Genomic DNA, 15,404 nt, shown 5'->3' on the forward strand with positions numbered 1-15,404 from the left:
ACTTTTGAATGGCGAGACAGAACTTTACTGACTCGCCGCAGCCAACTCTTCTTCTGACAGCCCGGTAAAGCGCATGATGTCTGCAAGAGGGACTCCGGATTCAAGCATTATTTTGGCTATATGCAAGGCTTTGGATTGTTCCCTCTCCTGCCGCAATCTTTCCGCAATAGTCATTAAACTCTCCTTGTGTTTCGGTGAACGTTCGGCAACGCCGTCGATAAAATCGTTAAAACGTACCGCATCGCCGGTTTGCAAGATGTAATTAAACAGCCCTTTGATTTGTCTGTCATTAGCGTATCCACTACTTAATAAGCAGGCCATTTGTTCTACCAGCCCCATCAGATCGCGTTGACGAATATGTTTTTGAATTAACTCCAGCAGCGCCATACGTCGGTGCTGCATGATTTCATCATCAGGCATGACGGTGACATCAATCAGCGGAAATGCGGAGGCATAAAGCTGCCTTGCCAGTTTGGGATCGGCGAAACAATCCAGCCAACACAGCGAATAGGGATAGGGGCTTTCAATACCGTGGTAAAACAACAATGGCACCACCATCGGCAACGTTTTGTATCCGGCATCAAGGTGATTTTGCATTGCGGCAATAGCGTAACGCATCATGCGAAATGCGATCAGTTTGTTTGAGGTGCTTTGATGTTCAATCAGACAATAGATGTATCCTGGTCCTTGTTCTGTTTTCACCGACCACAGCACATCGGAATAGCTTTCACGCAGATCGTCATCAATAAAGCTGCTCGACTCCAGCTTGAGGGTTTTCATATCACAGAGCGCGTGAATGGGTGCCGGTAAATGAAACGCAAGAAAATCGCGTGCCGTCTCCGGTTGGCGTAAAAAGAGTTTGAACAGCGCATCGTGTGGGGTGGAACTCTGCTTTTTGCTCATGGCGTTCCTTCACCTGTTGTTTGAATGCCGCGACTCTACGCGCCACTCCACACCTGTGCATTAGCCAGTTTTCATCCCTGCGAGACGCTTTCAGAGGAACTTACGTCGCGCTGCAAGAATTGCATTTTTATGGAAAGCCGCACGCAAAAAAGCCCGGATGCAGACGCATACCGGGCTTTTCAAAACAGGCGATGGAGTATGGTTAACGCAGCGCCCACCACTCGCGCAGACAGGCTTTTCCTTCCGGGCAGCTTTTACAACTGCCGGAGAGGCAGCCGTCAGGTTCTTCCTGAATCCGCACGGCTTTGCCCATACTTTCCAGTTGTTGCAGCATGGCGTTAATCATTGGCTGTGGAGTGTTCAATGTCTGGCTTATCTGGGCCGCTTCCATACGGCCCCGTAACGCCAGCAAATCACGCACCTGAATAAGTGAAGCCATTAATGGCAATCACCGGTGGTGCTGGCTGCGCAGCAACTACTTACCGACTTGCGGGTTGCCAGCAGTTCGATATCCACCCGGCTACGCGCGCGGCGCAGCAGACCGATAACCACGATGTTAAACAGGATAACCGCCAGAATGCACACCAGGCTGTAAGTTGGGTGCTGACTGTAGCTGGCGACCTGATAGAACAATGTTGCCAGCGAGTAAGCGATATTCAGCCCCCACAGGATGGAGAAGCCCATCCAGCCACGGCTTGATTCACGGGCGATGGCTCCCATCACCGAGATACATGGTACATACAGCAGGACGAAAATCAGGTAGCTGTAAGCTGCTGCTGCGCTACCGAATTTCTGATCCATCACGCCCATCGCCCCGGTACCCATTTCGCCGTCGCCTTTGCTGGCTTCAATGGGGTTCATCAGTACGCTAAGGCTGAAGGTGTCTTTCAGGCTCTGCCAGGTTTCATCTATCGCACTGAACAGCTCTTCACCGAGGTTAAACTCTGCCGGATTGAACTCTTCGTCCTGAATATTTTCTGCGGTGTAGAGGGTGTTGAGCGTACCCACTACCACTTCTTTCGCCATGGCACCTGTAAACAGGCCAACCGTTGCCTGCCAGTTATCTTCATGCACGCCAATTGGCTTGAAGACCGGGGTGATCACCCGGCTGACGGACGCCAGCGCCGAGTCGTTGATGTTATCGACGATTTTCCCGCTCAGCGAGAAGCTGTTGAAAGCGCTCAGGAAAATGCTGACGATGATGATCACTTTACCAGCACGCAGAACGAAGCCTTTTAGACGCTGCCAGGTCTGGATAATCAGGCTTTTAACGTGTGGTACATGATAGACCGGCAACTCCATGACAAACGGCGTCGCTTCACCGCGCATGATGGTGTACTTGAGCATCAGGCCAGTCAGCACCGCCATCACAATACCCAGCATATACAGCGAGAAGACCGCCAGCGCACCGTTCTGCCCGAAGAAGGCAGCCGCGAATACTGCGAAGATAGCCAGACGCGCGCCGCAGGACATAAACGGTGCCATCATGATGGTCATCAGACGTTCACGCGGTGCATCAAGCGTACGTGCACCCATTACCGACGGTACGTTACAACCGAAACCGACGATCAGCGGCACAAAGGATTTCCCCGGCAAGCCCAGCGCCTGCATCAGACGGTCCATCACAAACGCCGCACGCGCCATATACCCGGAGTCCTCAAGGAAGGAGAGGAACAGGTACATCATGCCAATCTGCGGCACCAGTGGCAGCACGGTGTTAATGCCGCCACCCAGGCCCTGGGCGAGGAAGATAGTCAGCCAGTCCGGGAAGTGGAGCGTGTAGCCAATCCATTGAATACCATGCACAAATAGCGCCACGGAGCCGACGTCAAACAGCGGCTGTAACGCCCCGCCGATGTTGATAGCCAGCAGGAACATCAGGTACATCACAAAGAGGAAAATCGGCAGACCGAGGAAACGGTTGAGCACGATTTTATCTACCGCAGTGGTGAAACGGCTGGGTTCTGCCGTCAGGGTGTTGCTTACCACATCACAGATGGCAGCAATGCACTGGTAACGCGCATCGGCAATGTGCAGCGCCGGATCGTCCATCTCATTACGCAGACGGGCGAGGGCGGCATCCAGATGCTGCGACGCTTCACCGGCGTAGGCGCGGCTGTAGATATCGCCTTCCAGCATTTGCAGGCCCAGCCAGCGACGTTGTTTCAGCGGGATGTCGGAAGGCATCACTTTTGCCAGTGAATCTGCTTCGTTGAGCAGCGGCTGTGCGTAATGCACCAGTTCCACATTCTCGTTAGCTTTATAGCGATCAATCGCCAGCTTGAGCGCTTCAATACCGCGACCACGGGTTGAAACCAGCGGGATCACCGGACAGCCCAGACGCGCCGACAGAGCATCAATTTCAATACGAATATTTTGCTTCTCGGCAATGTCGAGCATGTTCAGTGCCACAATGCAGGGAATGCCGAGTTCCAGCAGTTGTAGCGTCAGGTACAGGTTACGCTCAAGGTTAGACGCATCCACCACGTTAATCAGCAGGTCGGCGTCGCCACTCAAAATGTAGTGACAGGCGATTTGCTCATCGAGCGAGGTCTGCGATGAGATGGTGGTCAGAGAATAGGTGCCGGGCAGGTCCACCAGCGTGACCTGATGATCGGTGGTGGAGAATTGCCCTTCTTTACGTTCGACGGTAACGCCAGCCCAGTTACCTACACGCTGACGTGCGCCAGTGAGCTGGTTAAATAAGGTTGTCTTGCCAGAATTTGGATTACCAATTAAGCCTATGGTTAATTTTTTCATTGTTGTTATCACCGTATTAACAGGAAACCGCTTCCACTTCTAATAAGGCCAGATCTTTTTTGCGTAATACCAGGCTCACACGACGGGTTTCGATATGAATGGGGTCGCCGAGTGGAGCGACGCGCACCACATTAAAAGAGGAGCCAGGTAACATGCCAAGAGAAAGCAGTTTTTGGCGATATGCCGGGCTGATTTCACGGGAAAAGCCAGTGATTTTCCACGCAGTATCTGGAGTGTATTGCATAGGTGCCTACTTGTTTCTCATTAACTGGATAACTACCTCATGGGGCGTTTGACAGCGACATGAGACCAGATGATTTGCCAACAAAGGAGAGATTAAATAATCAACAACACAATGATAATGAGAATGGTTTCTATCAGCAATACTTAAAATGTGTGCGAATGTTGGTTTGAATAATAATCTGACTCAATGTTGATGTGGCTCAAGGTTATATCGCAGCGAAAATATAATTCGAATAGTGAATTACCCGGACTGGCTAATGTTTAATTAAGGTTTCAGTTGTTAATGAAGTGATAAATATTGCCGGAATATATTATGAGTTTGGTTGTGGAATAAAAAGGCCGGAGATATTCTCCGGCACTTTTATGTCAGGCAAGGCGTTCGTTGCCAGATGCGGCGTGAACGCCTTATCGCGCAGGTTTAGGGGCCAGTCCGGGCGTTTAACGTTTTTTGCCCATTGCCGCCGCCAGCGCATCCATCATCGCGCTATTACCGGCAGGCTGCGCTTCACGACCGCGTGGTTTGGCTGCCGGGCGGTTGTTTTGCGGGCGTTCATTACCGCCGCCGCGACGGGCGTTGGTTTCGCCAGGCTGCTCGTCCAGACGCATAGTCAGGGCGATACGTTTACGCTGAAGATCCACTTCCAGCACTTTCACCTTCACAATGTCGCCCGCTTTCACCACGGTATGCGGATCTTCCACAAACTTGTTCGACAATGAAGAGATGTGAACCAGGCCGTCCTGATGCACGCCGATATCGACAAACGCGCCAAAGTTGGTGACGTTGGTCACCGCACCTTCGAGGATCATACCCGGTTGCAGGTCGTTCATTGTCTCGACGCCATCGGCAAACTGAGCGGTTTTAAATTCCGGACGCGGATCGCGACCCGGTTTTTCCAGCTCTTTGATGATGTCAGTTACTGTCGGCACACCGAATTTTTCATCAGTAAAGTCAGACGCTTTCAGGTTACGCAGTTCGCTGCTGTTACCCATCAGATCTTTCAGTGCCTGCTGTGTTGCTGCCAGAATGCGTTCCACCACCGGATAGGCTTCCGGGTGGACGGTAGAAGCATCCAGCGGGTTATCACCGTGGTTAATGCGCAAGAAGCCCGCGCACTGCTCGAAGGCTTTCGGCCCCAGACGGCTGACTTTCAGCAGTTGCTGACGGTTCTGGAACTGGCCGTTCTCATCGCGCCAGGTCACGATGTTTTGCGCCATCATGCGCGTCAGGCCCGCCACGCGGGTTAACAGCGGAACAGAAGCAGTGTTGAGATCGACGCCAACGGCGTTTACGCAGTCTTCTACTACTGCGTCCAGTTTGCGGGCCAGTTGCGTCTGGCTGACGTCATGCTGATACTGACCTACGCCGATAGATTTCGGATCGATTTTCACCAGCTCCGCCAGCGGATCCTGCAAACGGCGGGCGATAGACACCGCGCCACGCAGCGAAACGTCGAGATCCGGGAACTCCTGCGCTGCCAGCTCGGAAGCTGAGTAAACCGACGCGCCAGCTTCGCTGACGATCACTTTCTGTGCGGTCACTTTCGGGAACTGCTTCTGCACGTCGAGATAGAAACGTTCAGTTTCGCGGGAAGCTGTACCGTTGCCGATCGCCACCAGTTCAACGTTATGTTTTTCACACAAGGCAGCAACGGTCATCGCTGCTTTTGCGGCTTGTCCGGTGTGCGGGTAAATGGTATCGGTCGCTACCAGTTTGCCAGTGGCATCGACCACCGCCACTTTTACCCCAGTACGCAGACCCGGATCGAGGCCCATCGTTGCACGCAGTCCGGCAGGGGCCGCCATCAGCAGATCGTGCAGGTTACGGGCAAAGACGTTGATTGCTTCATCTTCCGCGCGTTCGCGCACGGTACCCATCAGTTCGGTTTCCAGATGCATCAGCACCTTGATGCGCCAGGTCCAGCTCACTACGCCTTTGCGCCAGCTATCCGCCGGGGCATTGTTCAGGCGTAGGCCAAGGTGATCCATGATGATTTGCTCGCAATAGCTCTCTTTGGGCGGCTCATCGAACTGCGGATCGGCATTCAGCGAAAGCTGGAGTACGCCTTCGTTACGCCCACGGAACATCGCCAGCGCGCGGTGAGAAGGCACCGTGGACAACGGTTCGTGATGATCGAAATAGTCGCGGAATTTCGCCCCTTCCTCTTCTTTACCGCTCACCACCGTAGAAACCAAATGCGCGTTCTTCCACAGATAATCACGCACTTTCGCCAGCAGCGCGGCATCTTCGGCAAACCGTTCCATCAGGATATAGCGCGCGCCATCCAGCGCGGCTTTGGTATCTGCCACGCCTTTATCGGCATCAACATATTGTGCAGCGGCGACTTCTGGCGTGTGTGACGGATCGCTCCACAGCAGGTCAGCCAACGGCTCAAGCCCTGCTTCAATGGCGATTTGCCCGCGGGTGCGGCGTTTAGGTTTGTAGGGCAGGTAGAGGTCTTCGAGTTCGGTTTTGCTTAGGGTGGCGTTGATGGCCTTCGCCAGATCATCGGTGAGTTTGCCTTGCTCGGAAATGGACTTGAGGATCGCCTGACGTCTCTCTTCCAGCTCGCGCAGATAGCTCAGACGCGTTTCCAGATTACGCAGCTGCGTGTCATCCAGACCGCCGGTGATTTCCTTACGATAACGTGCGATAAACGGCACGGTATTCCCTTCGTCAAGCAGGCGAACGGCAGCGTCAACCTGTTCCGGGCGCGCCTGAATTTCACCCGCAATAATGCGGCAGAACGAATCATTCATCATGGTTTGAGTTCATCTTTTCGGATCAAAAATCAGGGGATAGTTATACGGACTGGCTGGCAAAAATGCCAGCCATCGGCAGGAGGTTAAGACTCTTCCTTACGGTTTCACGTACTCGATAGCATTAACATACCAGCTCGCTTCCCCGGCAGGGGTATTCACCACCGCCAGATCGCCGACTTCTTTTTTCAGCAATGCGCGGGCCATCGGGGAATCGATAGAGATGTAATCTTTACGGCCAAAAATTTCATCGTAGCCGACAATACGGAAACGGTGAGTCACGCCATCGTCGTTTTCAATCTCCACCCACGCGCCAAAAAAGACTTTGCCTTCCTGCTGAGGGGAGTAATCGACGATTTTGAGATTTTCCAGGCATTTAGTGAGATAGCGCACGCGACGGTCGATTTCACGCAGACGCTTTTTATTATACTGATAGTCAGCATTTTCGCTGCGGTCGCCCAGACTTGCGGCCCAGGTCACCTTTTTTGTGACCTCCGGGCGTTCTTCACGCCAGAGATAATTAAGCTCTTGTTTGAGTTTTTCATACCCTTCCCGGGTAACCAGGGGCGTTTTCATCTCGTTGATTCCCTTTGTCTGTTTGATAATGCGCACATTGGGTATAACGTGATCATATCAACAGAATCAATAATGTTTCGCCGAATAAATTGTATACTTAAGCTGCTGTTTAATATGCTTTGTAACAATTTAGGCTGAAATTCATACCAGATTTAGCTGGTGACGAACGTGAGCTTTTTTAAGAATACACGCTTACAAATTGTTGCGAACCTTTGGGAGTACAAACAATGCAAGAGAACTACAAGATTCTGGTGGTCGATGACGACATGCGCCTGCGTGCGCTGCTGGAACGTTATCTCACCGAACAAGGCTTCCAGGTTCGAAGCGTCGCTAATGCAGAACAGATGGATCGCCTGCTGACTCGTGAATCTTTCCATCTTATGGTACTGGATTTAATGTTACCTGGTGAAGATGGCTTGTCGATTTGCCGACGTCTTCGTAGTCAGAGCAACCCGATGCCGATCATTATGGTGACGGCGAAAGGGGAAGAAGTGGACCGTATCGTAGGCCTGGAGATTGGCGCTGACGACTACATTCCAAAACCGTTTAACCCGCGTGAACTGCTGGCCCGTATCCGTGCGGTGCTGCGTCGTCAGGCGAACGAACTGCCAGGCGCACCGTCACAGGAAGAGGCGGTAATTGCTTTCGGTAAGTTCAAACTTAACCTCGGTACGCGCGAAATGTTCCGCGAAGACGAGCCGATGCCGCTCACCAGCGGTGAGTTTGCGGTACTGAAGGCACTGGTCAGCCATCCGCGTGAGCCGCTCTCCCGCGATAAGCTGATGAACCTTGCCCGTGGTCGTGAATATTCCGCAATGGAACGCTCCATCGACGTGCAGATTTCGCGTCTGCGCCGCATGGTGGAAGAAGATCCAGCGCATCCGCGTTACATTCAGACCGTCTGGGGTCTGGGCTACGTCTTTGTACCGGACGGCTCTAAAGCATGAGGCGATTGCGCTTCTCGCCACGAAGTTCATTTGCCCGTACGTTATTGCTCATCGTCACCTTGCTGTTCGCCAGCCTGGTGACGACTTATCTGGTGGTGCTGAACTTCGCGATTTTGCCGAGCCTCCAGCAGTTTAATAAAGTCCTCGCGTACGAAGTGCGTATGTTGATGACCGACAAACTGCAACTGGAGGACGGCACGCAGTTGGTTGTGCCTCCCGCTTTCCGTCGGGAGATCTACCGTGAGCTGGGGATCTCTCTCTACTCCAACGAGGCTGCCGAAGAGGCAGGTCTGCGTTGGGCGCAACACTATGAATTCTTAAGCCATCAGATGGCGCAGCAACTGGGCGGCCCGACGGAAGTGCGCGTTGAGGTCAACAAAAGTTCGCCTGTCGTCTGGCTGAAAACCTGGCTGTCGCCCAATATCTGGGTACGCGTGCCGCTGACCGAAATTCATCAGGGCGATTTCTCTCCGCTGTTCCGCTATACGCTGGCGATTATGCTATTGGCGATAGGCGGGGCGTGGCTGTTTATTCGTATCCAGAACCGACCGTTGGTCGATCTCGAACACGCAGCCTTGCAGGTTGGTAAAGGGATTATTCCGCCGCCGCTGCGTGAGTATGGCGCGTCCGAGGTGCGTTCCGTTACCCGTGCCTTTAACCATATGGCGGCTGGTGTTAAGCAACTGGCGGATGACCGCACGCTGCTGATGGCGGGGGTAAGTCACGACTTGCGCACGCCGCTGACGCGTATTCGCCTGGCGACTGAGATGATGAGCGAGCAGGATGGCTATCTGGCAGAATCGATCAATAAAGATATCGAAGAGTGCAACGCCATCATTGAGCAGTTTATCGACTACCTGCGCACCGGGCAGGAGATGCCGATGGAAATGGCGGATCTTAATGCAGTACTCGGTGAGGTGATTGCTGCCGAAAGTGGCTATGAGCGGGAAATTGAAACCGCGCTTTACCCCGGCAGCATTGAAGTGAAAATGCACCCGCTGTCGATCAAACGCGCGGTGGCGAATATGGTGGTCAACGCCGCCCGTTATGGCAATGGCTGGATCAAAGTCAGCAGCGGAACGGAGCCGAATCGCGCCTGGTTCCAGGTGGAAGATGACGGTCCGGGAATTGCGCCGGAACAACGTAAGCACCTGTTCCAGCCGTTTGTCCGCGGCGACAGTGCGCGCACCATTAGCGGCACGGGATTAGGGCTGGCAATTGTGCAGCGTATCGTGGATAACCATAACGGGATGCTGGAGCTTGGCACCAGCGAGCGGGGCGGGCTTTCCATTCGCGCCTGGCTGCCAGTGCCGGTAACGCGGGCGCAGGGCACGACAAAAGAAGGGTAAATAAACGGGAGGCGAAGGTGCCTCCCGTTTTGCTTTCTATAAGATACTGGATAGATATTCTCCAGCTTCAAATCATTACAGTTTCGGACCAGCCGCTACCAGCGCGGCACCCGCAGGGGTGTCGGTGTATTTATCGAAGTTGTTGATAAACAGTTTCGCCAGGGTTTCGGCTTTTTCCTGCCACTGTTCCGGAGAAGCGTAGGTGTTACGCGGATCGAGAATCTTCGTGTCTACGCCCGGCAGTTCGGTTGGGATCGCCAGGTTAAACATCGGCAGAGTGAAGGTTTCTGCATTATCCAGCGAACCGTTGAGGATGGCGTCGATAATGGCGCGGGTATCTTTAATCGAGATACGTTTGCCAGTGCCGTTCCAGCCAGTGTTAACCAGATAAGCCTGCGCGCCCGCCGCCTGCATACGTTTCACCAGCACTTCTGCGTACTGAGTCGGGTGCAGCGACAGGAATGCCGCGCCGAAGCAAGCGGAGAAGGTTGGCGTCGGTTCGGTGATGCCACGCTCAGTACCGGCCAGTTTGGCGGTGAAGCCAGAGAGGAAGTGATACTGGGTTTGATCGGCAGTCAGGCGAGAAACCGGCGGCAACACGCCGAAAGCATCAGCAGTCAGGAAGATAACCTTAGTCGCGTGGCCCGCTTTGGAAACCGGCTTAACAATGTTATCGATGTGATAGATCGGATAAGAAACGCGGGTGTTCTCGGTTTTTGAACCATCATCAAAGTCGATAGTGCCATCTTCACGCACGGTGACGTTTTCCAGCAACGCATCACGACGGATAGCGTTGTAGATTTCAGGTTCCGCTTCTTTCGACAGCTTGATAGTTTTTGCGTAGCAGCCGCCTTCGAAGTTAAACACGCCGTCATCGTCCCAGCCGTGTTCGTCATCGCCAATCAGGCGACGTTTCGGGTCGGTGGAAAGGGTGGTTTTACCGGTGCCGGAAAGGCCGAAGAACACCGCAACATCGCCTTTCTCACCAACGTTGGCGGAGCAGTGCATAGAAGCGATACCTTTCAGCGGCAGCAGGTAGTTCATCATCGAGAACATCCCTTTCTTCATTTCGCCGCCGTACCAGGTGCCGCCAATCAGCTGCATGCGCTCGGTCAGGTTAAACGCCACGAAGTTTTCGGAGTTGAGACCCTGTTCTTTCCACTGCGGGTTAGTGCACTTCGCGCCGTTCATAACGATAAAGTCTGGTTTGAAACCTGCCAGTTCTTCATCGCTCGGGCGAATAAACATGTTTTTGACAAAATGCGCCTGCCAGGCCACTTCGGTGATGAAACGGACGGAAAGACGAGTATCCGGGTTCGCACCACAGAAAGCGTCGACAACGAACAGACGTTTGCCGGAAAGCTGCCTGGTCACCAGGCCTTTCAGATGCTGCCAGGTTTCCGGAGAGAGAGGTTTGTTGTCGTTCTTACCTTTGCCTTTGTCTGCCCACCAGAAAGTATCGCGAGTGGTATCGTCACGGACGATATACTTATCTTTTGGTGAACGACCGGTGAAGATCCCGGTATCGACGGCAACGGCACCCAGATTAGTTAACACCCCGCGCTCATAACCTGTCAGGCTCGGATCGAGCTCTTCCTGATACAGCAGGTCGTAGCTTGGGTTGTAAACGATATCATGTACGTCACTGATACCATAAGCCTCGAGTTCTTGCGGGGTCAAACCATTGTTAACGCGCATTTCACTGCTCCTTAGCCAATATGTATTGCCTGAATAGTAAAGTCTTTTTGGGGGTGTTAACCGCGACAAGGCTCATAGATTTACGTATCTGGAGAAATTCATATTTGACAAAAAACTCCGTGATTCCTGTCACGAAACGGTTGCTATTATCGCAGAAATAGCATTTTAGGTGTGGAAAATGTTCTCAAAAGGTTAAATCTTGGTTTATATGGCGGGAATATTGTGAGTGGAATCGCATTCCTGAATGAAATTGATGCAAATTCAACCGGTAAAGTATCGATTCACCACGCTAACTTTTTTTGATTATTTTCTGAAAAAAGCAAAATACTACTGCCCGGATGCGATAATTAACCCACCTTTTGATTCTGGATAACCAACATGGATAACGTTGAACTTTCACCCGCAACACGCTGGGGGATGATTGCTACCGGATTACTTCAGGGTCTGGTTTGCTACCTGCTGATCGCCTGGCTTTCCGGAAAAAATCACAGTTGGATTGTTTATGGCGTGCCTGCGACCGTCGCGTTTTCATCCGTTTTACTCTTCTCCGTGATCTCTTTTAAACAGAAGCGCCTTTGGGGATGGCTGGCGCTAGTGTTTATTGCCACGCTGGGGATGAGCGGCTGGCTGAAGTGGCAAACTGATGGCATGAACCCCTGGAGAGCTGAAAAGGCGCTTTGGGATTTTGGTTGCTATCTGCTGTTGATGGCAATGTTGTTGCTACCGTGGATACAACAAAGCCTTCGCATCCGCAATGACAGTAGCCGCTATCGCTATTTTTACCAGTCAGTATGGCATAACGTACTTATATTACTGGTGATTTTTCTCGCCAATGGCTTGACGTGGCTGGTGCTTTTACTGTGGAGTGAGTTGTTTAAACTTGTTGGCATCACGTTTTTCAATACGCTCTTTTTTGCAACCGACTGGTTTATTTATCTCACGTTAGGTCTGGTTACCGCGCTGGCGGTGATCCTCGCGCGAACACAGTCACGTTTAATCGACTCTATTCAAAAGTTGTTCACGTTAATCGCCACGGGGTTGCTGCCGTTAGTATCATTGCTAACCCTGATGTTTATCATCACCCTGCCGTTTACGGGCCTGAGCGCGATTTCTCGCCACATCTCCGCCGCCGGGTTGCTGTTGACGCTGGCCTTTTTGCAATTGATCTTAATGGCTATTGTCCGCGATCCGCAAAAAGCGTCACTTCCCTGGACAGGGCCGTTGCGTTGCCTGATTAAAACCGCTTTGCTGGTTGCTCCGCTGTATGTGTTCGTCGCCGCCTGGGCGTTATGGCTGCGGGTCGCTCAGTACGGCTGGACTGTCGACCGCTTGCAGGGCGTGCTGGCGGTGCTGGTGTTACTGGTGTGGTCGCTGGGGTATTTTGTCAGCATCGTCTGGCGTAAAGGGCAAAATCCCGTTGTTCTTCAGGGCAAAGTGAACCTTGCGGTTTCGTTATTGGTGTTGGTGATACTGGTGCTTCTTAATTCGCCGGTGCTGGACAGTATGCGCATTAGCGTGAACAGCCATATGGCGCGTTATCAGAGCGGCAAAAACACGTCAGACCAGGTAACTATCTACATGCTCGAGCAGAGCGGTCGCTATGGACGTGCTGCGCTTGAGTCGCTGAAAAGCGATGCCGGGTTTATGAAAGACCCGAAACGCGCGCGGGATCTGCTGATGGCGTTAGATGGAGAGCAACATCTTCAGCAACAGGTATCGGAAAAAGTATTAGCCGATAATGTGTTAATTGCCCCTGGTTCTGTTAAACCTGATGCGACATTCTGGTCGGCCTTAATCCAGGATCGCTATAACGTGATGACCTGTATTGAAAAAGACGCCTGCGTCCTGGTCGAGCAAGATCTGAATAGTGATGGTCAGGCGGAGCGGATCCTGTTTGCTTTTAATGATGACAGAGTCATTGTCTATGGCTTTGACTCAGACAGAAAAGAATGGGACGCGCTTGATATGAGTTTACTTCCGAACGAAATAACGAAAGAAAAATTACTCACAGCTGCGAAGGATGGAAAACTGGGGACGAAGCCTAAAGCGTGGCGCGATCTTGTAGTGGATGGTGAAAGGCTGAATGTGAATCTGAATGAGTGACAAAGCGCATCAGGTGTATTAGTCGTAAAATCCGGCAGAGCCCTCTCTGCCGGACATACTCATTAATGAACTTGCGGATCTGCCGGAGACGCGTTGTTGCGGATTTCAGCAATATCCATCGCATTGAACAGATAGTGGTTACCGCAGTAATCACAATGCATGTCAATTTCGCCATCTTCCGCCAGGATGCTATCAACTTCTTCATCAGGCAGCGTTTTCAGCGCATCGGCGCAACGTTCACGCGAGCAGGTGCATTTGAACTCCACATCCTGCGGATCGTAAACCGTCACCTCTTCTTCGTGATACAAACGCCACAACACTTCGTTTGCCGGTAAGGTCAGCAGTTCTTCGGTTTTGATGGTTTCGGTTAGCGTCGCCAGGTGGTCAAAGTCGTCCTGCTGGGCATTTTGCGCAGGCATTACCTGCAACAACATACCGCCTGCAGCCGGTTTGCCGTCTACGTCGCCGGTGCGAATAAACAGGCGCGTCGGCAGCTGTTCAGAACGCATAAAGTAATCTTCCAGGCAGGCCGCCAGGGTATCACCTTCCAGACCAACTACGCCCTGATAGCGTTCGCCTTCGCTCGGGGTAATGGTGATCACCACGTAACCATTGCCGACCAGCGTTTTCAGGTCGGCATTTTCTGGAATTTCGCCCTGCACGCGCGCCACACCGCGCATCTGCTGGTTATTGTTACCGTTAATAACCGCCAGATTCATCGGACCGTCGCCCTGCAGCTGTACGGTGATATCACCATCAAACTTCAGCGTAGCGGTTAACAGGCTGGTCGCAACCAGCAGTTCTGCCAGCACGTTTTTAACGGGCTGCGGATAATCGTGGTTCTCAAGGATCTGTTGCAGGGTTTCCGAAACGGTTACCAGTTCGCCGCGCACGGCAAAGTTTTCAAACAGATAGCGATGTAATTGGTCATGTTGCGGCATAATCATCTCTCTTGCAGGTGACAGTTATTCACTGTCGCCGTGTTTAAATCGTAACAGGTCGCGGCGCTCTTTTTTGTCCGGGCGTCGGTCCGGGTGCGGCATGGTTAAGGCATTAAGTTTACGTGCCAGCGCCATTTTTTTGCGTTTCTCTACACTTTCCGCAGTCTCTTCATACAGCAAGGCTGCCTCGCTGGCGGGGCGACGCTGTTCAGTAATCGCCTTTACAATCACCGTGCGTTCGTCATTTCCCTGGCGCAGAGTGAGCGTGGCATTCAGCTCGACGATTTTGCTCGGCTTGCTGCGCTGCCCGTTGTAATGCACCTTACCGCCTTCAATCATTTCACGGGCCAGCGCGCGGGTTTTATAAAAACGGGCAGCCCATAGCCATTTATCCAGTCGAACCTCAACAGCAGGTTTTTCTTTCATGGCGTCTCCTTCACATTAGCGAGGGGATCAGGCGGCGGTAGTCATTCAGTGACGGATGGCGTTGATACTGTTTCTCGGCAATCCCGGAATCAGGATTAGTCACGCCGAGGCAGTAACGAATACCAAATTGCGCGGCAGCATCGAGAATCGCTTCGCTGTCATCAATAAACAGCGTTCTTTCAGCTTTCAGACCCGTAGCTTCGGCCACTGCATGCCATAACCGCTGATCCTCTTTCGGATAACCAAATGTGTGGGTGGAAAGTAATAAATCAAGGTGTGCGTCCAGACCCGTATGCTCAAGTTTTACCGACAGGTTGTGCGGATGCGCATTGGTGAGCAAAATTCGCTGCTTACCGCTGGCTTTCAGTGCCTCAAGAAACGGAATGGTATCTTCACGCAGTACGGCACGCGGTCCCATCTCGGTGGTCATCGCACAGATATCCAGACCCAGTTGCTCACTCCAGTAATCAAGACAGTACCAGTTTAGCGTATGCTGTACGTCGTGATATTGCTGGCGCATATATTCCATCGCTTCCTGTGGCGTAACCCCGTTTTTCGCGCCCCATGTTTCAGGCACCAGCTTTTGCCAGAAATAGTTATCGAAGGCGAGGTCGAGCAACGTGCCGTCCATATCCAGCAGAACGGTATCTACGTCCTGCCAGGCAATGTTGATATGCATGAGGGAAATCTCCAGAGTGAAG

The 15,404-nt window shown here is 52.4% G+C and carries 13 protein-coding genes; 3 read left to right on the top strand and 10 right to left on the bottom strand.

The window, feature by feature from the left end; translation table 11 throughout:
* Window positions 1-24: 24 nt before the first annotated feature.
* The 6 genes from rpnA to greB form a co-directional block, all read right to left on the bottom strand.
* On the bottom strand, window positions 25-903 hold the full coding sequence (gene rpnA, locus ACU8XX_RS01560) for a recombination-promoting nuclease RpnA (protein WP_032174339.1): 879 nt from the start codon (window positions 901-903) through the stop codon (window positions 25-27).
* A 202-nt stretch (window positions 904-1,105) separates the two neighbouring features.
* The gene (gene feoC, locus ACU8XX_RS01565) at window positions 1,106-1,342 is read right to left on the bottom strand and encodes a [Fe-S]-dependent transcriptional repressor FeoC (RefSeq protein WP_000157586.1); all 237 of its coding nucleotides are present in this window, start codon (window positions 1,340-1,342) and stop codon (window positions 1,106-1,108) included.
* Complete coding sequence (gene feoB, locus ACU8XX_RS01570; protein ID WP_000737007.1) at window positions 1,342-3,663, bottom strand: Fe(2+) transporter permease subunit FeoB; 2,322 nt, start codon at window positions 3,661-3,663, stop codon at window positions 1,342-1,344. The genes feoC and feoB overlap by 1 nt, the downstream gene beginning before the upstream one ends.
* 16 nt (window positions 3,664-3,679) lie before the next feature.
* Window positions 3,680-3,907: a ferrous iron transporter A gene (gene feoA, locus ACU8XX_RS01575; RefSeq protein WP_001200455.1), complete on the bottom strand. Its 228-nt coding sequence runs from the start codon at window positions 3,905-3,907 to the stop codon at window positions 3,680-3,682.
* 437 nt (window positions 3,908-4,344) lie between these two features.
* Window positions 4,345-6,666 carry a Tex family protein gene (locus ACU8XX_RS01580; protein ID WP_089640240.1) on the bottom strand — a complete coding sequence of 774 codons (2,322 nt, stop codon included), beginning with the start codon at window positions 6,664-6,666 and terminating at the stop codon, window positions 4,345-4,347.
* A gap of 96 nt (window positions 6,667-6,762) precedes the next feature.
* Window positions 6,763-7,239, bottom strand: coding sequence for a transcription elongation factor GreB (greB, locus tag ACU8XX_RS01585; RefSeq protein ID WP_000856737.1), 477 nt, complete (start codon window positions 7,237-7,239; stop codon window positions 6,763-6,765).
* Window positions 7,240-7,466: 227 nt separating this feature from the next.
* Between greB and ompR the strand changes: the two genes are divergently transcribed.
* Both ompR and envZ read left to right on the top strand, forming a co-directional pair.
* Window positions 7,467-8,186: an osmolarity response regulator transcription factor OmpR gene (ompR, locus tag ACU8XX_RS01590; protein ID WP_001157751.1), complete on the top strand. Its 720-nt coding sequence runs from the start codon at window positions 7,467-7,469 to the stop codon at window positions 8,184-8,186.
* Entirely contained in the window at window positions 8,183-9,535 is a 1,353-nt protein-coding gene (gene envZ / locus ACU8XX_RS01595) for a two-component system sensor histidine kinase EnvZ (protein ID WP_001253696.1), read from the top strand. Before ompR ends, envZ begins: the two co-directional genes overlap by 4 nt.
* Before the next feature lie 75 nt (window positions 9,536-9,610).
* Here envZ and pckA read toward each other — a convergent pair whose 3' ends face one another.
* Window positions 9,611-11,233, bottom strand: a complete 1,623-nt coding sequence (gene pckA / locus ACU8XX_RS01600) for a phosphoenolpyruvate carboxykinase (ATP) (protein ID WP_016241670.1) — start codon at window positions 11,231-11,233, stop codon at window positions 9,611-9,613.
* Window positions 11,234-11,611: 378 nt separating this feature from the next.
* Here pckA and ACU8XX_RS01605 point away from each other — a divergent pair, with 378 nt between their 5' ends.
* Window positions 11,612-13,336: a DUF4153 domain-containing protein gene (locus ACU8XX_RS01605; protein WP_000370879.1), complete on the top strand. Its 1,725-nt coding sequence runs from the start codon at window positions 11,612-11,614 to the stop codon at window positions 13,334-13,336.
* Window positions 13,337-13,398: 62 nt separating this feature from the next.
* On the opposite strand, the gene hslO is transcribed toward ACU8XX_RS01605, so the two are convergent.
* From hslO to yrfG, 3 genes are read right to left on the bottom strand one after another with little or no spacing between them, the layout of a single operon-like run.
* Window positions 13,399-14,277 carry an Hsp33 family molecular chaperone HslO gene (gene hslO, locus ACU8XX_RS01610; protein WP_001135574.1) on the bottom strand — a complete coding sequence of 293 codons (879 nt, stop codon included), beginning with the start codon at window positions 14,275-14,277 and terminating at the stop codon, window positions 13,399-13,401.
* Window positions 14,278-14,301: 24 nt separating this feature from the next.
* Complete coding sequence (hslR, locus tag ACU8XX_RS01615) at window positions 14,302-14,703, bottom strand: ribosome-associated heat shock protein Hsp15 (RefSeq protein ID WP_089623908.1); 402 nt, start codon at window positions 14,701-14,703, stop codon at window positions 14,302-14,304.
* A 10-nt stretch (window positions 14,704-14,713) separates the two neighbouring features.
* Window positions 14,714-15,382, bottom strand: a complete 669-nt coding sequence (gene yrfG, locus ACU8XX_RS01620; protein WP_001300440.1) for a GMP/IMP nucleotidase — start codon at window positions 15,380-15,382, stop codon at window positions 14,714-14,716.
* Between the last annotated feature and the right edge of the window lie 22 nt (window positions 15,383-15,404).

Source organism: Escherichia sp. MAL-1, from assembly GCF_052948035.1.